Here is a 21,714-nt window from a genome sequence, read left to right as displayed (position 1 = left end):
GCCGGGGCGGTTCGCCCCGGCGAATCACCGGGAGGTAAACTATGCTGAAAAAACTCGATAAAACTCTGATCGGAATCGAAAAGGCGGTTCTGGTTCTGGGTATTTTTACGCCGATCATCATCATTGCCATCAATGTCGTTCTGAGAAACTTTTTCACAAATGCCATTACCTGGGCGGAGGAATACGCGCGGTACTGCATCATTACCGTGACCTTCGTGGGACTCGGCGTCGCCGTGCGGGAAAAGGCGCATATGCGCATCACCGCTGTTTACGACTGCTTGGGTTCTTTGGGAAAGTACATGATGGATCTGCTTGTGAATGTGGTGGCTTTCTTTGTCAGCGGATTTCTCTTTTATGAGGGGATGCGTATTACGATCAAGGTCGCAGTCACGGCACAGATCAGCGCATCTCTGGCTCTGCCCATGTGGATGCTGTACGCAACGCTTCCTCTGGGCTGCGCGCTGATGATGTTGCGTCTGGTCCAAGTCACGGTGGCCCTGGTGCGGGAGCATAAAAAGGAGGAGAGAGCATGACAGCATTTCTGTTGATCCTGTTGGCATTCCTGATGCTCTCCAGCGTCCCCATCTTTATGTGTCTAGTGACTCCGGTTGCTATCAGTTTTGCGCTGTTCAGTGAGATCGATCTCTTCGTCATCATCCAGACCATGCTGGGCGGCATTGACAAATTTTCGCTGATCTCCGTTCCGTTTTTCATCCTGGCAGCCAATCTGATGGGCGAGGGCGGTATTTCCAAGCGGCTGATTCGCCTGTCCGGTGTGTTTATGGGGCGGATCCCGGGCGGTCTTGGCATTACCACCATCGTGACCTGCCTGTTTTTCGGAGCCATTTCCGGCTCCTCTCCTGCAACAGTGGCGGCCGTCGGTTCCATCATGTATCCTGCGCTGCGGGAAAAAGGCTATCCGAAGTCCTACTGCTTGGGCGTGTTGGCCAGCGCAGGTTCTCTCGGCATTATCATCCCGCCTTCCGTGACCATGATCTTCTACGGCACGGTGACGGGTGTCAGCGTTGGTACCCTGTTCATGACGGGTATTGGTGCCGGCTTGGTCTATGCCGGTCTCTTTATCGTCTACACGGTGTATGTGGCTCTGAAGCACCCTGAGATTGAACGGGAGGAGAATACCACCCTGCATGAAAAGTTGGTGGCGATCTGGAAATCGGTTCCCGGTCTCGGTGTTCCCTTTATCATTCTGGGCGGCATCTACGGTGGCTTTTTTACCCCGACAGAGGCATCTGCTATTTCCGTACTGTATGCCATTGTGATCGTACTCTTTGTTTACCGGGAGATGACGATCAAGCAGGTGATCGACTGCATTTACCGCAGTGCCGTCGTCTGCGTCCAACTGATGATCCTGACTGCCGGTGCAGCTGTTTTTGCATGGTTCCTGACCTTTACGGGGATTACGGCAAGTCTGGCAAAGAGTGCCATTGCCCTCAGCAGCAACAAGTATGTAATTTTGCTTCTGATCAATTTCATTGTTCTGATCGCAGGCATGTTCCTGGATGGCGCCTCCATCATGACCATTCTGGCGCCGCTATTCTATCCCATTGCCCTTTCTGTAGGCATCGATCCCATCCATCTGGGCATCATCATTGTGGTGAACTGCGCCATTGGCATGTATACGCCGCCCTTTGGTCAGAATCTGTTTGTTTCGACCGGAATCGCAAAAGAATCCATTACAACCATCGCTAGACATGCAATCCCGTTTATTATCCTGGCAATTGTCGCTTTGATGCTGGTGACATATATTCCCGACATCAGCCTGTGGCTGCCTAAGCAGCTTTATGGCGCATGGTAAAATCTACTGAAAGGGAAACCATTCTATGATTAGTATTCAAGACGCAAATCAGATCATGGATGCACTGGAAGAGGCTCACGTCAAGGTGGTCGTCCTTCTGCCGGAGTCCCGGCTGAAGCCCCTGTATTCTATGCTGCTGGAGGATCCCCGCTTTGAGGTCATTACCGTTCCCAACGAATCCACCGGAGCCTGTATTGCAGCAGGCGCCTGGATCGGCGGTAAGCGCTCGGTTCTTATTATGGAAAACTCCGGCATCCGTGTGGCCGCCGAGCCGCTGGCCCGCATCGGTCTGGAGCGTCAGATCCCTGTGACGATCATCATGGCCTATCGCGGAGATATGGGAGAGGAGAACTGGTGGGGCGTCAACCATGGAATCACCATGGAGCCCATGCTCCAGGCACTGCGGATCCCTTATACCGTGGTTCGGCGCTCCGAGGACATCAAGGCCTCCATTCATAATGCGGTCCTCCACGCAGAGACCTCCATGTATCACACGGCTGTTGTGATGGGAAGGAGCGTCATCAAATGAACAGATATGAATGTATGAAGATCCTGGCTAAAAAACTCAAGGATGAGTTGATCGTTATTTCTCTTGGCAAAATGGTGGACGAGTGGGAAAACGCCTTTTCCAGCCCCCAGACCCTGAATATGGGCGCCCTGGGCGTCAATTGCGGCACGGCCATCGGCCTTGCCACCGCTCTGCCCCACCGCAAGGTGATCTGTCAGGATTCTGACGGCAGCATGCTGCTGGATCTAGGGTGTCTCGCGGTGCTGGGAAACCGCAGACCCAAAAACCTGATCGTCATCGTCTGGGATAACGAAAGCTACGACTCCCTTTATACCCAGCCGCCGCTGCCCACGGAGACCCGGGGTAACGTGGATCTTGCCAAAATGGCCGAGGGCGCCGGCGTGGAGCATGCGCTGACGGTTCGAACCCTTGAGGAGTTTGACAAGGCTGTGACGAAGGCTCTGGCTGCTGATGAGCTTTACTATATCGTAGCCAAGCATGATACCAGCGAACCTGCCGAGCCGCTGCGCCGCCGGGTGCAGGACGGTGTGGAGGGCAAGTACCAGTTCCTGCGCTATATCGAGCAGACGGAGAACATCAGCATCAAGCCTCCCTGCGCGGTTTTGTAAGCGGCAGACGGAAGGTCCCTTTTCTCTTTGATATTTTCCCTGTGTTGAGGGGGCGGGCAATGGATTGCCCGCCCCCTCCTTTGCGCGAAGAAGGGGGCTGCCTGAAAAACAGCTCCCCGTAGAATTCTTGTTATTGAACCGCCCCCCAAACCATGGACAAAGATGATAAAATGAAAATGAGGGGTGAGTAAGATGCCGAAAGGGGTACCGAACCGAAGATACAGTCCGGAGTTCAAGATCAAAGCAGTTGAAACGATGCGTGCAGAGGGACTGAACTACAGCGAGGCAAGCCGCCGGTTTGGGATCGAGTCCCATACGCTGCTGTTGCTCTGGGAGAGAATTTATCTGGCGGAGGGACCGGAGGGCTTCTCAGTGGAGCGGCGCGGACATAGTACGCCGGCTCACCCGCTAAAAAGGGTCAGCCAGGATCGGGAAAAAGAACTTCTGGCCCAAGTTCAGCAATTAGAAGCGGAGAGCAGATACCTAAAAAAATTGCAGGCCTTGGTTTTGGAAGACGAGCGACGCCAGCGCAAAAAGCGCGGGCGGTCCGGGAACTGAGGCCGGAGATACCGTTAAAGACTTTGCTGGCTGCCGCTCACCTGGCAAGGTCTACCTATTACGATGAATGCAAACGTATGGATCAGAGCGACAAATACGCATCGGTCAAGGTGGAAATCCAGAAGGTCTTTCAGGAGCACCGTGGCAGGTACGGTTACCGAAGGATCACCGCCGAGCTGCGAAACAGAGGGATCGTCTGCAATCACAAAGTGGTCTCCAGACTGATGAAAGAGCTTGGCCTGGTCTGCAGGGTACGCATGAAAAAATACCGCTCCTACAGGGGTGAGACAGGGCGCATCGCGCCGAATCTGTTGGAGAGAAACTTTGCGGCCAGCCGACCGAACGAAAAGATGGTCACAGATATCACAGAATTCCATCTGTTCGGACAAAAACTCTACCTGTCTGTTCTGCTGGATCTGTATGACAGGAAGATTGTCAGTTACACAGTCTCGGATCGGCCGGTGCTGAAGATGGTGACGGATATGCTGCACCAGGCGTTTGAAACGATACCCGACGGAACAAACCTCATCGTCCACTCGGACCAGGGATGGCACTACCAGCACCGGCAGTATCGGCAAATGCTGCGGGCGAAAGGGATCCGGCAGAGCATGAGCCGGAAGGGGAACTGTCTGGACAATGCCGTTGTGGAGAATTTCTTCGGGCTGCTCAAAAGCGAGCTACTCGCTACTCTATTTGCAGAAATTTCAGTCCATGGAACAGTTCAAGCAGGAGCTTGTTGCATACTTGACGTACTACAACACCAAGCGGATTAAATTAAGCCTGGGTGGCCTCTCACCAGCCGTTTACCGAGAAAAGATACGTTCTATCGCCTGAATGCTTTGGATCTGTCAAATATTTTGGGTGCAGTTCAAAAACTTATCTTGATCGAGAAGATAATCATCTGAAAACTCTTTTTACTCACTAAGCATAACAAGATTTCTAGTATATTCAGCCAAGAATTCCAACTGGTTTACCAGTTTCTCGTATTTAAAAAATCCAACAGGCAAATCTACTCAATTCCTCTTGTTCCAAAATAGAATCTTGTATGCTTCCTATCTGCTCTATCTGGTTTCCCATGCAATTCGTCATTAAGGATGTTGGAATAAATTGATCCGCATATTTGCGAGGGTCTTCATAATTCCTGGCCAAGTGCAAAATTGCCTTGTAAATCTTCATGTGGTTTTGATATGGCACAATAATCATGGTGCCCCATAGTCCAATGATGATAGTCGAAATCAGAGTTGAACCAACGCCGATAATTAAGTCTCTCATCTGTCCTCTACTTATTTCTTTTTTCTGTCAATTTCTGATACATTCGCATCAGCTCGGCCACACAGGAGGTCTCAGTGGTAGTCTTGATGTCGAAGCCGTAGGCGCGCATGACCGCCTTGTCGTTTTGCTGGTGGGCCTTGCGCAATTCGGGGGGCATGGTGGTTTCATCGTAGAGGTCAGCCAAGCTGGAGTCGGGATACAGGGCCCGGGCATCCAGAATGGCCTGGGAAGTCTGCTCAATTTTGACTTTCTGCTCCTCGGTAGGGGTTGGCCAAGGGAAGTTATTGTAGACGATTGCGTTGGAATATCGGTAATCACTTTTTAGACGTCCACAGACAGTTCGCATCCATGCCATGTGAACATTGGAGGTCAATACGCCAAAGTGGTATAGAGTTGCATTGGGTATAATTGTTGCAGCATTGCTGGCGATAATATAGGGACTTAGAAAGCCAATGGGTATATAGCGACGATTTTCTGAAGATGTACTTGGAATTAATAAATAATTAGTGGTTGGTTGGGAAATAAAAAAGAATAGATGAGGAGTGTCTGCTTTTTCGCGTGTAGGAGCAGCTGTGCTGTTTTGGCGCATTTTGCGAACAGCATTTAACGACCTGTTGACAAAGTAGATCCCCCAGAGCAACGGAAGCAGGCAGTGATAGCAAAAAAGACGCCTCACGGCGTCACACGGTCCATTTGATCATCCGCTTCAGGTTCAATGCGGTCGCTGACAAGAGGCAGTGGTCTTCCGCTGCCTCTCGTCCTCGCCGCAGGAGCCGCCCCAACCTGTGCCCCCACTTCTGTGCTGCAAAAGTCCCCTCGCTCCAGATCTGCCGCTTGCGCAAGGCCCTCTGGTACGTCGGGCTGTCCAACTCCCTCAGATCCTCCCGGATCTCTCTCCAGAAGTAGCTGCGTTCCAGGCGTTTGGCCCGTCCCTTTCCCACGCATTGCTCTTTCAAGGGACAGGCGGCGCAGTCGCTCCTGTCCGCGAAATACACCCAGTGCAGTCCGCCCACGCTGCGGTTGAGGTTCCGCAGCCGCAGCGCCTTTCCGCCGGGACAGGTATAGAGATCGTTCTCCTCATCGTAGAGAAAGGGAGACCCGGGAGCTCCGCCCAGGGCCGCCGCGGAGCGGGGCATGGGCCGGACATAAAAGCGGATGCCGTGGTCCCGCAGCACCCGGTGGAACAGCGGAAGATCGTAGGCCGCATCCGCCACGGCCGCCCGGACGGGGAGGATCTCCCGATGGATATGCTCGATCTGCCTCAGATATGGCACCGCGTCGTTCACTTCCCCGGAGGTCACCGCCACATCCAGGATGATGCCGTGATCGCAGTCCACCGTCTGATGAGACAGATAATGGGGCCCCTCTGGCTTTTCGGGACGGTTCAAGTGCCCCGACTCCGGATCCGTGCGGCTGGCCCATTTCCGGTCGTACCGAAGAGGGCTTTTGACCTGCCTGCTCCGTCCCTTCTGTCTCCGTTTCCTGCCCGTCTTTCCCGCCTGGGTCCTCCGGTCCAGTTCCTCCAGCGCTTCTTCCTCATACGCGTCCAGCCGCTCCCAATACGCCCCCGGCTTCTGCACCGCCTCCACCAGGTGCTCCGAGGCCGGGGACGCGTTTGCCTTCACGTGGGTGGAGTCCGTCGCCACCAGCCGCCCGCTTGCCAGACCTTTGCTCACGCACTGCTCCACCACTTCCTCAAACAGCCGCCGGAACACCTTCCGGAAGGATGGTTTCCGTCTGCGAAGCTGCGAGATGGTGCTGTGATCCGGAACCCGATCCAGCAGATCCAGTCCCAGATACCACCGCAGGGCCACATCGGTCTGGATGCGCTGCTCGATCTGCCGCTCCGACGGGATGCCGTACAGGTATCCCACCAGCAGGTACTTTACCAGCATCACCGGGTCGATGGGTGGCCGGCCGTACCGGCGGCTGTACAGCTTTTCCGTCTCACGATATAGGAAGGAAAGGTCCAGTGCCGCCTCCAATTTTCGAAGGAAGTGTTCCTGGGGCACCAGGTCCTCGATGGTCACCATGTGCAGCTTCAGTTGCATCCACCCCACCTCCGATTCCATTTTACCATGGTTTTCGCCGGTGGGCTACTTTGTCAACAGATCGATTTAAGCGCCGCAGTAATTCGGGACTATTTTTGAGATCTGAAGGAGAAGCATCCTTAAGCCAAAAGCAATATCGAATTTTTCTGTTAATAAATTCTACTGCTCCAACATAAGGATGGATAAACTTTTCCAATTCTGGCTCTCGTCTTAAAATTTCTGTACGTTCTGCCTCTGATAGAATTAAGTTACCTCCATCAGAGGGCTTATTTCCAAGATACATTGGTGGTACATTGCATAGAGGTTTACTTCTACTACAAACAAAAATATTGGGGGCATCAATTAAGTATGGATTAATATTTTCTACTTCTTGAACCCGTTCGCCAGTATATATTCTTTTTTTCCTGTTATTTGAGGCAACACTGAACCCAATAATAATGCAGTGGACATGGGCGGTTAAAGAAGCCTCACTGTCCCAGCGGAAAGTGCGATATGCAAAATCAATATGAATTCCATAAATAGTAAACAATTCTTCCCAAAGCGGTGTGACCTGTTCACCCTGAGTAATACTATTTGTAGAGACAAAAGCCACGCGGCAAGCTGTTTCGTTTATTAATTTTACCGCTTTATAATACCAAGCGCCAACATAATCGATACTATTTGCTAATTTCTTTTTTCCAAATATAGCTACCGCATCATTTTTTTGCTCTTTTGTCATCATGGATGCCCCCACAAACGGGGGATTGCCCATGATGTAATTCAGCTCCTGCTTTGGCACCACACTCTCCCAGTCCAACCGCAGGGCGTTGCCCTCCACAATGTTGGCGTAGGATTTCAGGGGCAGGAAATCCAGGGACATGTGCATGATATCCTCGGTCTCCTTCATCATCTGGCTCTCTGCGATCCATAGAGCTGTCTTGGCCACGGTCACAGCAAAGTCATTAATCTCAATGCCGTAGAACTGGCTGATGGAGACCTGGATGGGATTAGAGTAATCACCTATCGTAATTTGTCTCGTGAGGGAGCGCAGAACTTGGTTCTCCAACCGTCGTAAAGAAATGTAGGTCTCCGTCAGGAAGTTGCCGGAGCCGCAGGCAGGGTCCAGGAATTTCAATCCTGCCAGCTTATGCTGAAAGTCTTTCAAACGGCGTTTCCGGGTGGTTTCCACAGTAATTCCCTGAATTTCAGCAAGTTCCGCTTTTAGGTCATCCAGGAACAGCGGGTCAATGACCTTGTGGATGTTCTCAATACTGGTATAGTGCATCCCGCCGGAGCGTCTGGTCTCCGGGTTCAGGGTACTCTCGAACACAGCGCCAAAGATAGTAGGGCTGATAGAGGACCAGTCAAAATCCTCACTTGCCCGGTGGAGAATCAGGTCTACAATAGTTTCGTCCAGCCGAGGAATGATCACATTCTCGTCAGCAAACAAGCCGCCGTTGACATAGGGAAATGCGGCCAGATCGTCATCCATGTAGGGGTCCCGATCCTCAGGTTTCGTATCTAATACGTGGAACAAGTCAATGAGCGCGCGGCGGGCATCACTCTGGTGCCGCAGCATATAGTCGTGGAACTTCCCGTGACCGCCGAAAATCTCCGCGTCCTCGGCGTACAGGCAGAATACCAGACGGACACATAGAGCGTTCAGACTCTTCAGTGTCTCCGGAGACTCCGGGTCCTTGTACTGCTTCAACAGGGCATCGTACAAGGTGCCGACGATCTCACCGGCCTGTAAAGAGATCTCCATCTCCTTCTTGATGTTCTCATCCCCGGTATCCACGAGGAAGTTTAGACGGTGATATTCTTTTTCAAGGTCAGACAGGGCCACAACTTCCGGCTCATCATTGGGGCGATTCATATCGTGGATCTGGAACTCCCGGAAGTTGCATACCACGATCCAACGGGGATTCATGTCATGGGGCAGATATCCTGCATAACGGCGGGCTTGTTGATAAGGCGTCAGCATAGAGCCATCCGACTGCTTATAGCCATGCCGCAGATCAATATCTGCACCCTTCTGCTCAATGAGGACGCGTGTCTTCTGGATGTATCCGTCAATAAAGCTGACATGATCCAGTTTTACCGGATATTCAAACTCGATGGCTTTTTCCGGCTCTGCTACGCCATAGACATTCCGAAGCAGATCAATCTAGAAACGCTGGGTCTCCTGCTTTTCGTCACCACGGCTTGTCCAGTATTTGATAAACTCTTTTGCCGCCGCTCGCTGCTGTACGTCTGTCATGGCTTTTGTTCCTCCTGGAGATAATTTGCTAATTATATTAAGCATAGCATAGACTAGTTGATTTTTCCAGTTAAAGTGTGAGAAGGCGTAGAGAGAAGATCCTCAATTACCCTGTTGACTGCAAACGGTTGGACGAAGCTCAAAGAGCTCATAATCGTAGTTGGATTCGTAGTATTCTGATGATTCGTGCGTAGCAGAGCGAAAGTTTTACAGAAGGTTCACAGATGACCCAGGGGTCAGCAATTGACACAGATTTCTGCAAATTATATAATACAAATACTGGAAATCAAAAGCCCGGTAGCCCTTCACGCGGGCCAGTACAGTACCACAAGTGAATAATGGCATGTTAAGGGGAAGGGCGCCATCCGTGATCGTAAAGGCAAGGACGATCTGGATGGCTTTTTGTTTTCTAGGGAGAAAGAAAGGAGGAATGTCGATGAGTGGTTAAACACAAGTTGCTGGACAACAGAATTTTTAAGAACGGTGGTGATATGCATTCACGCACAGCGCAAAAACAAAGTGGATTTCCTGATCAAAAAGGAAAGCCGCCGAAACTGCTGCAACAGTCCGGCGGCGCGCCGCGTTCCGAAAAACGCAGACTCCATCTGCAAACAGTCTAACAGAGAGACTTCCGGAACGCAAGATTTTTGTTCTCTGAATTTTGAAAAGAACACGGAGGTACTCTATGCCGATTCTTAGTGAACGATTTTATCAAATGAGCAATGCCATCTTCTGCTATGATCTGAAGCCAATCCCACTGGCAGTATACAGCTACCTGGTTTGCTGCGCCGGGCAGAAAGATCTATGCTGGCCCAGCATCAAGACCATCGCACTGCACTGTAACTGCTCGGAAAACGCTGCGCGGGATGCAGTCAAGCAGTTGGTGGATCGTGGATTCATCCGCAAGGTCAAGACTTCACGGTGTGCAAGGAATGGTAAGTGGCTCCAGGGTAACAACCACTACTACATCCTGCCGTTGCCTGCGCTTCCCACTGCGGGGCATCGTGCAGGCAGGAGCTCCACCGCAGGAGATGGTGGGGAAGTGTATCAACAAGACGAAGGATAACAAGGATAAGCTCATGTGCCCCTGTGAGGCCCTGTGTGGAGCGGTTCGGGACCCGGCAGGGTCCCAGCCCCTCCCGGGGATTTCAGACGAATTTGGGCCACTTTTGAGGCTCTGCGGAGGACGAAAGAAAAAGCTGGATAAAGACCTGGGGTCACAACCCCAGCATTCACGAGGCACATCTGCCCGCAGTGCGGGCAGTTACGGGAGTTTCCGCGGCCTCGAAAATGGGGTCAAAAATAGCAGAGAAAAGAAATTCTGCGGTCGTTATCCTGCAGCGCTTACGCCCACAAGAAAAAACCAGGGGTCAACCCGAAGAAAGGAGGCCTTTATGAGCCAAAAAGAAAAATTTGCCCTCTACCTGACGCCGGAGATGAAAGCGCGGCTGGAGCGGCGTTATACGGAAGACGGCAGCCGCAGTCTCACCGGATTTATCGAGAACGCCATCAACTTCTATCTGGACTATCTCAGCGCAAACAATGCCGGTATGTTCCTACCGTCCTCGGTGCAGTCCTATCTGGACGGCAGATTGGATCAACTGGAGAAGCGGATGTCGTCCCTGCTCTTCAAGCAAGCGGTAGAACTGGATCAGGGAGTGAGCGTTCTCGCGGACTGCGTCCATTTGGACGAGGAGTATCTCCGGAAAAAACACGCGGAGAGTGTGGCTCGCGTGAAGAAGCTCAACGGCCATCTGCAGCTGGAGAAGATGGCAAAGCGTGCGCAGGAGCAGCGGGACGGTGATAATGGATGGCAAGACTGATCGTCAAGAGTCCGTACATCAAGTGCGGAGGTGGTCAGGGTGCAGACGGTTACCTTTGCTACATCGCAACGCGGGAGCGGGTGGAGATCATCCCGGATGACCGTCCGCCAACCCGCAAGCAGGAACAGCTCATCACAAAGCTGGCGAAAGACTTCCCGGATGTGAAGGAGCTGCTGGAGTATGAGGACTACACAACGCATCCGACGAAAGCCAACGCCTCGTCGCTGATCACGCTGGCGCTGGAGGAACACTGGAAGCAGGTGCAGCAGACGGATGGCTACATGAAGTACATCGCCACCCGGCCCCGCGCCGAGCGGCTGGGTGACCACGGCCTGTTCGGTGACACGGATCGTGTGGATCTGGATGCCGCCATGTCCGAACTGGAGCACTACACCGGCAATGTCTGGACACACATCATCTCTCTGCACCGGGAGGACGCGGAACGTCTTGGCTACAACAATGCGCAGGCATGGCGGGCACTGATCCGTGCGCACCGGAACGACATCGCGGTAGCCATGCGCATCCCGCCTCAAGACTTCCGGTGGTACGCGGCGTTCCATGATGAAGGCCATCATCCTCACGTCCACATGATGGCCTGGTCGGTGAAACCGGGACAAGCACACTTGGACCGGGATGGCATCCGCCAGATGAAGTCCCAGCTCACCAACGATATCTTCCAACAGGAACTGCTCCATGTCTACGAGCAAAAGTCTGTCTCACGAGATGAACTGGTGAAAGTGACTCGGAAAGTCATGCTGGAACTGTCCCAGCAGATGCGGGATACAATCTGTGAGCACACCCAGGCAGAGCAGATGATCTGGAAGCTGTCCCGGCAGCTGGGTGAGGTCAAAGGCAAGAAGTCCTACGGTTATCTTCCGCGGCCCATGAAGCGGCAGGTGGATGAGATCGTGGATCAGCTGGAGTGCGTTCCTGTCGTCAACGAGTGCTATCAGAAGTGGTGGGAGCTCCAGTGTCAGGTCAATGAGTTCTACTCGGGAAAGAAACAGCAGCGTCCGCCGCTGTCAAAACAGAAGGAGTTCCGGGCCATCCGGAACGCTGTCATCCGGGAGGCAGAGAATATCCGCCTGGGCAAGATCACCTTCGAGGACGAGAAGATGGAAGAACGGGGCGAGTGGGTGGAAAACTGGGAAGTCTCCTACGAGTGCCTGCGACTGCGTGCCAGGATCGAAGACAGGAAGCTGCCGCTGGCCCAGCGAGATGAGGTAGCAGAGGATCTGGAACAGCTGGCGGAGTACGGTGATGTTCATGCCCAGTACTTCCTGGGACTGCTGTACCGGGACGGCGGCTTGCTGCTGCCAGACGCGGAACAAGCCGCCCACTGGCTGGAGCTGGCGGCAAAGCGAAATCTGCCCGCGGCTCAATATGCCCTTGGCAAGCTATATCTCTCTGACGATCCGGAGGTGCATGATACTTCCAACGGCCTTCACTGGTTGGAACGAGCAGCTCGAAACGGGAGCACAGACGCTGCCTATCGGATGGGGAAGGTATACCTGACAGGCAGGTCTGTGCGAAAGGACGCAGTCAAAGCGGCGGAATATCTCCGCCACGCCGCTGACAACAATCATCCCTGGGCGAACTATCTGCTGGGGAAGCTGTACCTCACCGGAAACGGCGTCCCCAAAGACGAAGAAGCGGCGTGGAACTGCTTTCGGATGGCGGATGCGTTTGGTCATCCCTATGCTCAGTACATTCTGGACAGGCAGGAGCAATGGCAACGCCCGGAACTGCTGCTGACAGTATCCCGCCTGCTCTACCACATGAGCAATATCTTCCGGGACAACGTGCCCAGTGCGCCCGCACAGCCGCGCATGCACATCGACCGCAAGAGAATGCAGGAACTCCAGGAGATGCGGATCGCCCTGGGGCATCAGCCTGACGACCATGAAGAAGAGCAAACCCAGACCTGGGGCGGCATGACTATGAAGGGGTGGTGATCGTCTGCAATCTTTGCGAGGTCCATTGATTGCAGAACACGCCCTCCACCAGATGGGGAGGAAGTGTATCAACAAGACGAAGCATAACAAATAAAAACCTCTCCCACGGCTGGAGAGGAGAAAGGATATCCAGTGAAAAAAGGAACATTCAAGTCTTACGAAGATCTGCCGCTGATGCTCTCGGTTCCGGAGATGGCAGCGGTGCTGGGAATCTCCCGTGCCGGGGCTTGTGAGCTAGCTCGTTCGGAAGGCTTTCCTGCACTGAGGATCGGTAATCGCATCGTGATCCCCAAGGATGAACTTCGGGAATGGATCAAGCGAAATGTGGGGAAGCAGGAGACCCAGTAAAAAACAGCGGCACCCGGAAAACCGGGTGCCGCTTTGAATTTGCTAACAAATTGATAACTCTGCTGAGTTGGGATGGCTATTGAGGTCAGGGCATGGTATTGTGTGTCGCTGATAGGAGGCGATTCATGATGCGTGATTATATGAAAGCCCTCTGCTACAGGTTCGAGACGACATCCCGGAGGGCAGAGTATCTGGACAGAAAAATTGAACGGACCTACAGGCAGCTCACCCGTCTGCTGAATTAGCCGGAACGGAAGCTGCTCCTGAAGGTGGCAGATCTGGAAGACGCTCTGCGGGAGGAAGCGTGTCTCAACAGCTTCATCTCCGGTTACCGTCTGGCCCAGGGTATCCAGCAGGAGCTGCTGGCAGACCAGCCGCCGTACAACTTTGAAAACGAGGACGAGCAGCGGGCCTGTGAGTTGGCAGGAAGGGAGAGATGACAGATGGGAAAGAAACGAGCTAACGGAGAAGGCAGCATCCGCAAACGGAAGGATGGTAGGTGGGAGGGGTTCTACACAGCGTCCTATGACCCGGCGACCGGGAGGCAGAAAATTAAGAATGTATTGGGGAAGACCCAGGCGGAGGTCAAGGAGAAGCTGAAAAAGGCCATTGCGGACAGCCAGCGGCTGGACATGAATCGCAGCGGCACTCACACGGTAAAAAGCTGGGTGCAGATGTGGTACGAGGTCTACGCCGAGCCCAGGCTTCGTGAGAACACCAAGGACTATTATTTGAACTACATCAACAACCACATCATCCCTGGACTGGGGGACATCAAGCTGGACAAGCTCTCCACGATCCAGATCCAGAAGTTCTACAACGATCTCCAGAAGAACGGTCGAGTACAGCGGTACAAGCACATTCAGTTGAAGAACAAGGGGCTCAGCGTCCGGGTGGTCCACGGTATCCATACCTTGCTGAATAACTGCCTGGAGCAGGCTGTGGCGGAGCGGCTGATCCTGGTGAACCCCGCGAGAGGCTGCAAGCTGCCAAAGATGGAAAAGCGGGAGATGAAGGTCCTGCCGGAAGAGAAGATTCGGCCCTATCTGATGGAAGCAGACAAGCGGGGATTACTGGCACCCTTCTATCTGGAACTGACCACGGGACTGAGAAGGGGAGAGCTGCTGGCCCTCCTCTGGACGGACTTGGACGTGGAGAACCGAACCATCTCCATCACGAAGCAGGTGACGCGCACTAAGGGAGAACTGGTAGTAAGCCAGCCCAAGACCCACAATTCTATCCGCGTTCTGCCGGTTTCACAGCAGGCGGTGGAGTTGCTGGTGGAAGAGCACAAGAAGCACCCGGGAAATCCCTATATGTTCCCGTCGCCCAAGACGGGTGGGATGTTCGATCCAGATTCCTTCCGGCACACCCACGAGAAGATCCTGAAAGCCATCGGCACCGAGCACATCCGGTTCCACGATCTCCGGCATACCTTCGCCACGCTCTCTCTGAAGAACGGGGTGGATGTGAAGACCCTGTCCAGTACCCTGGGACATTACAGTGCGGGCTTCACTCTCAGCACCTACACCCACGCCACGCCGGATATGATGCGGGAGGCAGCGGATACGATGGGCGATGTAATTGGAAAGGCGATGTAACCATCAAAATAAACATAAGACAGCACCGGGCTGGGAAATTCCTGCCCGGTGCTGCCTTTCTGGTAAATATTCTGTCAGTTTGTTGCACAGAAACATGCAAATTTTTCATACGTAAGCATGTATTTGAGAAAACTTTCAGGAGGGAAACCTATGAGCAAGGAAGCAACTGGTGAAAACGGTGCTGTTTTGGGGAGCAGTGACTATTGGAACCGCGTAAACCGCGCCACTTTTTTTGGCACGCTGATGCAAAGACCGTCAGAAACGAATTACCACGAAACATTACGGGAGGTGGGGAACCGTGCTGGCGCCGCAGTGGAAGAGATCTACGACGACTTGCAGGAACACATAAACGTCATTCGCAATATATCCTCTGATCGAAGGAGCGCACTTGCCAAGCAGGTACAATCGCTATATGATGTATGCAGGATGTCCGGCAGTTTTTGCAGCCATAGCAGTGACTGCATAGGAATCCTGAATCTATCCTCTTTTTATCTCCCAGGCAGTTCTTTGCGTGACGATCAGGCTGTCCAAACCGCAATTCAAAAAATTAAGAACTGTTCAGACTTCTTTGCCAGTGAGTGTCTTGATTTGCTTCAAAAGGCTGTGGATTGGAGTATTTCCTTTGCGGCAGGGAGCAATGCAAGAAAGACTGCATTCCTCCAGGATATTTCACAGGGAAAGGATAAAGAATTCTTACGGGATGTACTGAACACATACCGTAGCAACAATGAATCGGCAGATCTGCGGGGGCGTTGTGGGTATTCCATTGGCAGCAGAGAATATCTGAACTATGTGGAACGGAAGGTCCTTTTGCAGGATCTTCCTGCCATATACAGCGATGACTACGATGGAGGCATAAAGGGCTCCTTGGAAGATATCGCACGCCAATTACAACGGGATTTATCGCAAAACGAACGAGAGAACAACTATATCACAGACGATACAGCCCGGAACCTGCGTGCCGCTGTTAGCGAACTGGAACGCTGCGGGATCAGCACAGGTATTTCCGACAGCATGATCGAGCGGCTGGCATGGTTTGTGGGTGGCGATGCAGCAAAAATCCGCCAGTTACAGCAAAGATTCAACGAATTGAATTTAGGTGGGCGGCTGCTGGAGGACGGAGTTTACGGAAAAAAGACTGACGGTGCTCGTGAGAGCTTTCTGGATGAATTAGCGCGAGGTACCTTTCCAACTCTGGCATGGCTTGACCCGCTCCAAAGCAGTTGGACGGGAATTCGGGCTGCAACCAAAATCACAAGAGATGGGCGGAATTTTTCACGCCTTGTATCCTCTGAAAGTAATATGCCACTTTTCAGGGCCGATTTACACCCCTACAAAGGGAATACAAGCTATTACCATATCAATGTGGATGCGCTCCCAGATGCTTCGGCGTGGCAGAAAAGGCTTGCATCCAAATTGGATCATACCGAGATTTCCAAAGAAGCCTATGATATCCTGAAAGATTTTCAGCACTCAGCCAAAGTAGTCAGGATCGCAGGGAGAGTGCTGTTGGTCGCGGGAGCAGCACTGGATGCTTTGGAACTATGTAATGTCATTGACGGGGATCTACATGACGCCGATCAGAAAATCGGGAAAAAGACTTATAGTACAGCTGCAAGTATTGGCGGCAGTTGGGCAGGAGGTGCACTCGGCGCCAAAGGCGGCGCTCTGGCAGGTGCTGCAATCGGTACGGCAATTTTGCCAGGACTTGGCACTGCTGTGGGCGGGATTGCCGGCGGATTGATCCTTGGTGTTGCAGGTTCCTATGCAGGTTCCTCTTTGGGAAAATGGGTAATTGATATCACAGATGTGGGAGAGTGACTATGGTTTTCCGGAAACGAAAAGAAAGAACCGACAGGTCGCTTAACGAACTGCGCTTAGGGGAGTTTTGGCTGATGCCCGGAGAGTTCCGGGCAGAGGAAGCAACTGCCGGCATGACGGGATCATACGGACTTCCCGGCGGATATGGGGCGCTGGCGGCCTCGGCCGAACAGGAGGAAGCGCTGCGCCCCTTCCATGCGATTGTACAGCGCACTGTGGAAGAGGTCAGTGCCGGGCTACCTGTGGCGCTGACCGTGTCGGACTATACCGGACACACCTGTGCCCTGTGGGAGGCGCGCTTTCCAGAACTGCGCCAAATGGCGTTGGAACAGTGCCGTTGGTTCAAAGAAGAGAAGGTGGACAAAGGGGAAAAGCATATATTTCTCTTTGACCGGCTGCCCAAAGGATTGTATACATCGCTCTATCAGTGTATCCATACGGAGATTCCTTGGGCGGACGTCTATCTGAATTGTTCTATTCTGAAAAAAGAGTTTCCTCTTCATTTTGATGAAGGTTCGACACTGGAGAAGAGCGCTCTTCTAAACCTGCATGTGGATTGGGGACATTTGGTACTCATTATACAAACCGCACCAGACTTTCCGATCAAAAAGCTCACCAAAGCGCTTGCAGACGCGTGTGAGATGGAAGGCTGGATTTTTTCTGACCATACAAAAAGATCGTAACCATCACGGCAGCACCGGGCGAGGAATTCCTGCCCGGTGCTGCCTCATTCTATCGGCAGCTATCGCCGTATTGGTCAATGTATTGGTCGGAGAAAAAGCAGAAATTTAAAGCAAACTTTTTCGCGGTGAATAAAAAGAAAAGTTCCTGATTTCTTGCGAAATCAGGAACTTTTTGGTGGAGACTACTGGACTCGAACCAGTGACCTCCTGCGTGTGAAGCAGGCGCTCTAACCAGCTGAGCTAAGCCTCCATTTCGGATATGCCGTTTTAAGGGGACCCATAAGACGCCGCGATGCCACAGCGTCTTATGGGTTGGTGACCCGTACGGGATTCGAACCCATGTTACAGCCGTGAAAGGGCCGTGTCTTAACCACTTGACCAACGGGCCAGGGAGATCCATGGAGCGCCAGGCGGCGCTTCATGGATTTGGTAGCGGCACCTGGATTTGAACCGGGGACACTGCGGGTATGAACCGCATGCTCTAGCCAACTGAGCTATGCCGCCAAATCTTACCCACAACGGGCACGAATTACTATACCAGATAGAAGGGGTATTTGTCAAGGGTTCCGGACAAGTTTTTTTACCTCTGCGGCATCTTTTTTCATGCGCCTTGCTCAGGCCCCCGCCGGAGGACGTTTCTCCGGCGGGGGCTTTGGTTCAGAAATGCCGCTGCAAGGACCTTACAGGGCCTCGTCGGCCATGCGGCGGTACTTGGCGTAGCGGGCCTTGACGTCGGCGATCTCCTTCTCGTAGAGGGCGTCGGCCTTGGCCGGGAAGTTGTTCTTCAGAGAGGCGAAGCGGTTTTCGCCCATCAGGAAGTCCATCAGCTTGCTGGTGTCCGGCTCCGGAGAATCCAGCTGGAAGGGGTTCTTCCCCTCGGCCTTCAGGCGGGGATCATACCGGTACAGGTGCCAGTAGCCGCACTCCACCGCCTTCTTCATCTCGTCCTGAGAGCAGCCCATACCGGCCTTGATGTGCTGTTCCAGGCAGGGGCAGTAGCAGATCACGATGGACGGGCCGGGATAGGCCTCCGCCTCCCGCAGGGCCTTGAGGGTCTGGGCCTGGTCGTAGCCCATGGCCACCTGGGCCACGTACACATAGCCATACTGCATCAGGATGCCGCCCAGGTCCTTCTTCGCCACCTGCTTGCCGCCCGCCGCGAACTTCGCCGTAGCGGAGGTGGGCGTGGCCTTGGAGGACTGGCCGCCGGTGTTGGAGTACACCTCGGTGTCCAGCACCAGCAGATTCACGTCCCGGTTCTGCGCCATCACGTGGTCGATGCCGCCAAAGCCGATGTCGTAGGCCCAGCCGTCGCCGCCGATGGCCCACACGCTCTTCTTCGCCAGGAACTCCTTGTTCTCCAGAATGTATTTCACATCCTCGGTCTGCTCCGCAGCCTCCAGCGCCGCGATCAGCGCGTCGGACACGGCCCGGGACTTCTCCCCGTCGTTCCAGTTGTTCAGGTAGGCGTCGATGGCCTCCACGGCCACACCGGCCTCCTTCATGGCCTCCAGGCGGATGATCAGCTCCTTGCGGATGGCGTCCTGGGCGTGGAAGAAGCCGTAGGCAAACTCGGCGTTGTCCTCGAACAGGGAGTGCTCCCAGGCGGGGCCATGGCCGCAGCTGTCCTTGCAGTAGGGCAGGATCGGCGCGCCGCCGGAGATGGCGGAGGAGCAGCCCGCGGCGTTGCCCGCGTACATCCGGTCGCCCACCAGCTGGCTCAGCAGCTTGATGTAGGTGGTCTCGGCGCAGCCGGCGCAGGCGGCGGAGAACTGGAAGTAGGGCTTTGCGAACTGGATGTTCTTGACGGTCTTGCTGTTGATGACGTCCTTCTTGAGGTACTGGTCCTTCATGGCCACCTCGTCGAAGTTCACCTGCTCGCTCTTCATCTCCTCGAAGGGGGTCATCACCAGGGCGTCGGCGGTCTTGTCGTTCTTGTTGGCCGGGCAGGCAGTCAGGCACACGCCGCAGCCCAGGCAGTCATAGGGAGAGATCTGCATGCGGAAGAAGTAATTGGGCGCGTCCTTGCCCAGGCCCTTGGCGGGCACCGTCTCAAAGGAGGCGGGCACCTGGGCCTTCTCCTCCTCGGTCAGCAGCACCGGACGGATGGCCGCGTGGGGGCAGCACATGGCGCAGCGGTTGCACTGGATGCAGCTCTCCGCGTTCCACTTGGGCACCTTGGTGGCGACACCGCGCTTGGAGAAAGCGGAGGTGCCGTTCTCCCAGGTGCCGTCCAGCACGCCGTGCTTCTTGAACACGGACACGGGCAGCTTGTCGCCCTGCTGGCGGTCCATGGGCAGCACGATGTCGCGGACGAAGGGCGTGACGCCCTTGGGCTCCGCCACAGGGGTATCGGCGGCGTTGGCCCAGCTCTCGGGGATCTCCACCTGCACTGCGGCGGAAATGCCCGCGTCCACCGCGGCGTTGTTCTTGTCCACGATGGCCTGGCCCGCCTTCTTGAAGTAGGAGTTGTAGTTGTTCTTCTTCATGTCCTCCACGGCCATGTCCAGAGGAATGACCTTGGTCAGGGCAAAGAAGGCCGCCTGCAGGATGCTGTTGATCCGCTTCTCTCCAAGGCCCACCTGCACGGCCAGCTTGGCCGCGTCAATGATGTAGAACTTGGCGTGCTTCCGGGCCAGATCCCGCTTCATCTTGCCGGGCAGGCGCGCATCCAGCTCCTCCGCGCTCCAGGGGCAGTTGAGCAGGAAGGTGCCGCCCTCCTTCAGGTCCTCGGTGGTGTCGTACTTGTTGACGTAGGTGGGTGCGTGGACCGCCACGAAGTCCGCCGAGGACACCAGATACGTGGACCGAATGGGTTGGTCGCCGAAGCGCAGGTGGCTCTGGGTCAGGCCGCCGGACTTCATGGAGTCGTAGGAGAAATACGCCTGGGCATACTTGTCCGCCACCAGGCCGATGGTGGAGATGGCGTTCTTGTTGGCACCCACGGTGCCGTCGCCGCCCAGGCCCCAGATCTTGCAGGACACCTCGCCGGGATGGGCCAGCTCCACCTCCTGATAGTCCAGGGAGGTGTGGGTCACGTCGTCGTTGATGCCGATGGTGAAGCTGTTCTTGGGATTTTCCTGCTTGAGGTTATCGTACACCGCGATGAACTGGCCCGGCGTGGTGTCCTTGGAGCTGAGGCCATACCGGCCGCCCACCACGCGGATGTCGCCGCGGCCCGCCTGGTTCAGGGCGGTCACCACGTCCAGGTACACCGGCTCGCCCACGGAGCCCGTCTCCTTGGAGCGGTCCAGCACGGCGATGCGCTTGCAGGTGGCGGGGATAGCCGCCGCGAAATGTTTCACGGAGAAGGGGCGGTACAGGTGGATCTGCACCATGCCCACCTTGCCGCCCTGCTTGTTCAGGTAGTCCACCGTCTCCTTCACGGCCTCGGAGCCCGAGCACATGATGACGATGACTTCTTCGGCGTCGGGGGCGCCGTAGTAGTTGAAGAGCTTATAGTCCCGGCCGGTCAGCTTGCTGATCTCGTCCATGTAGTGCTGCACGGTATCCGGCAGGGAGGCGGCCTTCTCGTTGGCGCCCTCCTTGCACTGGAAGTACACGTCCGGGTTGACGTTGTTGCCCCGGTTGGTGGGGTGCTCCGGGTTCAGGGACTGACGGCGGAAAGCCTTCAGCGCATCGTAATCCACCAGTTCCCGCAGATCCTCATAGTCCAGCGCCTCGATCCGCTGCATCTCGTGGGAGGTGCGGAAGCCGTCGAAGCAGTGCATGAAGGCGTACTTGCCGCTGATGGCGCTCAGGTGCGCCACGGCGCCCAGGTCCATGGCCTCCTGGGGAGAGGAAGACATCAGCATGGCGTAGCCGGTGGTCCGGCAGGTCATGAAGTCCGTGTGATCGCCGAAGATGGAGTGGTGGTTGGAAGTCACCACCCGGGAGGCGATGTGCATGACGCTGGGCAGGAACTGGCCGCCCATGGCGTACATAGCAGGGATCATCAGCATCAATCCCTGGGAGGAGGTAAAGGTGGTGGTCAGGGCGCCGGCCTGCAGGGAGCCGTGGCAGGTGCCGGCCGCGCCGGCCTCAGACTGCATCTGGATCACGTCCACCGTGGATCCGAACAGGTTCTTGCGGCCCTTGGCGGACCACTCGTCCACCTTCTCCGCCATGGGAGAGGAGGGGGTGATGGGATAGATGGCCGCGACCTCCGTGAACGCGTACGCCACATGGGCCGCCGCCGTGTTGCCGTCCATGACGACATAGTTCTTTTTCATCGGGATACTCATCTCCTTTAAACGCTCGGCGTCCCCGACCCGGAGCGCGGCAGACGGCCGGCCCGGGGCGGGGTTTTCCGCCGGATGGCAAAGCTGCGGCGGCACGATATTGGGAAGCCAAATCGCGCTGCCGCAGCTCCTGTATGATTACTTGTTGCCCTGTGTGTGCGGGGCGGAG

18 protein-coding genes, 3 tRNA genes and 1 pseudogene are annotated in these 21,714 nt (G+C 54.8%); 15 read left to right on the top strand and 7 right to left on the bottom strand.

What is annotated here, in order from left to right:
- The first annotated feature begins 41 nt into the window (after positions 1–41).
- From KFE19_10720 to KFE19_10695, 6 genes are all read left to right on the top strand, one after another.
- Entirely contained in the window at positions 42–533 is a 492-nt protein-coding gene (locus tag KFE19_10720; GenBank protein QUO36888.1) for a TRAP transporter small permease, read from the top strand.
- Entirely contained in the window at positions 530–1,816 is a 1,287-nt protein-coding gene (locus KFE19_10715) for a TRAP transporter large permease (GenBank protein QUO36887.1), read from the top strand. The genes KFE19_10720 and KFE19_10715 overlap by 4 nt, the downstream gene beginning before the upstream one ends.
- 55 nt (positions 1,817–1,871) lie before the next feature.
- On the top strand, positions 1,872–2,345 hold the full coding sequence (locus KFE19_10710) for a hypothetical protein (protein QUO36886.1): 474 nt from the start codon (positions 1,872–1,874) through the stop codon (positions 2,343–2,345).
- Complete coding sequence (locus KFE19_10705; protein QUO36885.1) at positions 2,342–2,953, top strand: hypothetical protein; 612 nt, start codon at positions 2,342–2,344, stop codon at positions 2,951–2,953. Before KFE19_10710 ends, KFE19_10705 begins: the two co-directional genes overlap by 4 nt.
- Before the next feature lie 192 nt (positions 2,954–3,145).
- The gene (locus KFE19_10700) at positions 3,146–3,511 is read left to right on the top strand and encodes a transposase (GenBank protein QUO36884.1); all 366 of its coding nucleotides are present in this window, start codon (positions 3,146–3,148) and stop codon (positions 3,509–3,511) included.
- On the top strand, positions 3,415–4,284 hold the full coding sequence (locus KFE19_10695; GenBank protein ID QUO39597.1) for an IS3 family transposase: 870 nt from the start codon (positions 3,415–3,417) through the stop codon (positions 4,282–4,284). Before KFE19_10700 ends, KFE19_10695 begins: the two co-directional genes overlap by 97 nt.
- Before the next feature lie 506 nt (positions 4,285–4,790).
- Here KFE19_10695 and KFE19_10690 read toward each other — a convergent pair.
- The 3 genes and pseudogenes from KFE19_10690 to KFE19_10680 form a co-directional block, all read right to left on the bottom strand.
- Complete coding sequence (locus KFE19_10690) at positions 4,791–5,372, bottom strand: hypothetical protein (GenBank protein QUO36883.1); 582 nt, start codon at positions 5,370–5,372, stop codon at positions 4,791–4,793.
- Positions 5,373–5,463: 91 nt separating this feature from the next.
- Positions 5,464–6,855, bottom strand: coding sequence for an IS1182 family transposase (locus KFE19_10685; GenBank protein QUO36882.1), 1,392 nt, complete (start codon positions 6,853–6,855; stop codon positions 5,464–5,466).
- A gap of 1 nt (position 6,856) precedes the next feature.
- Positions 6,857–9,073: pseudogene (locus KFE19_10680) on the bottom strand (class I SAM-dependent DNA methyltransferase).
- Between the two features lie 440 nt (positions 9,074–9,513).
- Between KFE19_10680 and KFE19_10675 the strand changes: the two are divergent.
- The 9 genes from KFE19_10675 to KFE19_10635 all read left to right on the top strand — a co-directional run bounded on the left by KFE19_10675 (position 9,514) and on the right by KFE19_10635 (position 17,304).
- On the top strand, positions 9,514–9,693 hold the full coding sequence (locus KFE19_10675; GenBank protein QUO36881.1) for a hypothetical protein: 180 nt from the start codon (positions 9,514–9,516) through the stop codon (positions 9,691–9,693).
- A gap of 65 nt (positions 9,694–9,758) precedes the next feature.
- Entirely contained in the window at positions 9,759–10,139 is a 381-nt protein-coding gene (locus tag KFE19_10670) for a helix-turn-helix domain-containing protein (protein QUO36880.1), read from the top strand.
- Between the two features lie 328 nt (positions 10,140–10,467).
- Positions 10,468–10,896 carry a hypothetical protein gene (locus KFE19_10665; protein QUO36879.1) on the top strand — a complete coding sequence of 143 codons (429 nt, stop codon included), beginning with the start codon at positions 10,468–10,470 and terminating at the stop codon, positions 10,894–10,896.
- Positions 10,884–12,851 carry an SEL1-like repeat protein gene (locus tag KFE19_10660; protein ID QUO36878.1) on the top strand — a complete coding sequence of 656 codons (1,968 nt, stop codon included), beginning with the start codon at positions 10,884–10,886 and terminating at the stop codon, positions 12,849–12,851. The genes KFE19_10665 and KFE19_10660 overlap by 13 nt, the downstream gene beginning before the upstream one ends.
- 174 nt (positions 12,852–13,025) lie before the next feature.
- A complete protein-coding gene (locus tag KFE19_10655) occupies positions 13,026–13,199 on the top strand; it encodes a helix-turn-helix domain-containing protein (GenBank protein ID QUO39596.1) in 174 nt (57 codons plus the stop codon).
- Between the two features lie 269 nt (positions 13,200–13,468).
- The gene (locus tag KFE19_10650) at positions 13,469–13,639 is read left to right on the top strand and encodes a hypothetical protein (protein ID QUO36877.1); all 171 of its coding nucleotides are present in this window, start codon (positions 13,469–13,471) and stop codon (positions 13,637–13,639) included.
- Positions 13,640–13,642: 3 nt separating this feature from the next.
- Positions 13,643–14,800, top strand: coding sequence for a site-specific integrase (locus tag KFE19_10645; protein ID QUO36876.1), 1,158 nt, complete (start codon positions 13,643–13,645; stop codon positions 14,798–14,800).
- A 546-nt stretch (positions 14,801–15,346) separates the two neighbouring features.
- Positions 15,347–16,621 (top strand): hypothetical protein, encoded by a 1,275-nt coding sequence (locus tag KFE19_10640; protein QUO39595.1) that lies wholly within the window; start codon positions 15,347–15,349, stop codon positions 16,619–16,621.
- 2 nt (positions 16,622–16,623) lie between these two features.
- Positions 16,624–17,304, top strand: coding sequence for a hypothetical protein (locus tag KFE19_10635; GenBank protein QUO36875.1), 681 nt, complete (start codon positions 16,624–16,626; stop codon positions 17,302–17,304).
- A 173-nt stretch (positions 17,305–17,477) separates the two neighbouring features.
- Here KFE19_10635 and KFE19_10630 read toward each other — a convergent pair.
- The 4 genes from KFE19_10630 to nifJ form a co-directional block, all read right to left on the bottom strand.
- Positions 17,478–17,554 (bottom strand) — tRNA-Val (locus KFE19_10630).
- Positions 17,555–17,617: 63 nt separating this feature from the next.
- Positions 17,618–17,692: transfer RNA gene (locus tag KFE19_10625), tRNA-Glu, on the bottom strand.
- Between the two features lie 39 nt (positions 17,693–17,731).
- Positions 17,732–17,808: transfer RNA gene (locus tag KFE19_10620), tRNA-Met, on the bottom strand.
- Between the two features lie 176 nt (positions 17,809–17,984).
- A complete protein-coding gene (gene nifJ / locus KFE19_10615) occupies positions 17,985–21,536 on the bottom strand; it encodes a pyruvate:ferredoxin (flavodoxin) oxidoreductase (protein QUO36874.1) in 3,552 nt (1,183 codons plus the stop codon).
- Positions 21,537–21,714 lie beyond the last annotated feature (178 nt).

It is taken from the genome of Dysosmobacter sp. Marseille-Q4140 (genome assembly GCA_018228705.1).
Classification (GTDB): domain Bacteria; phylum Bacillota; class Clostridia; order Oscillospirales; family Oscillospiraceae; genus Oscillibacter.
The sequence above is the reverse complement of the archived record's forward strand: the minus strand, read 5'-3'. Positions and strand labels throughout refer to the sequence as shown.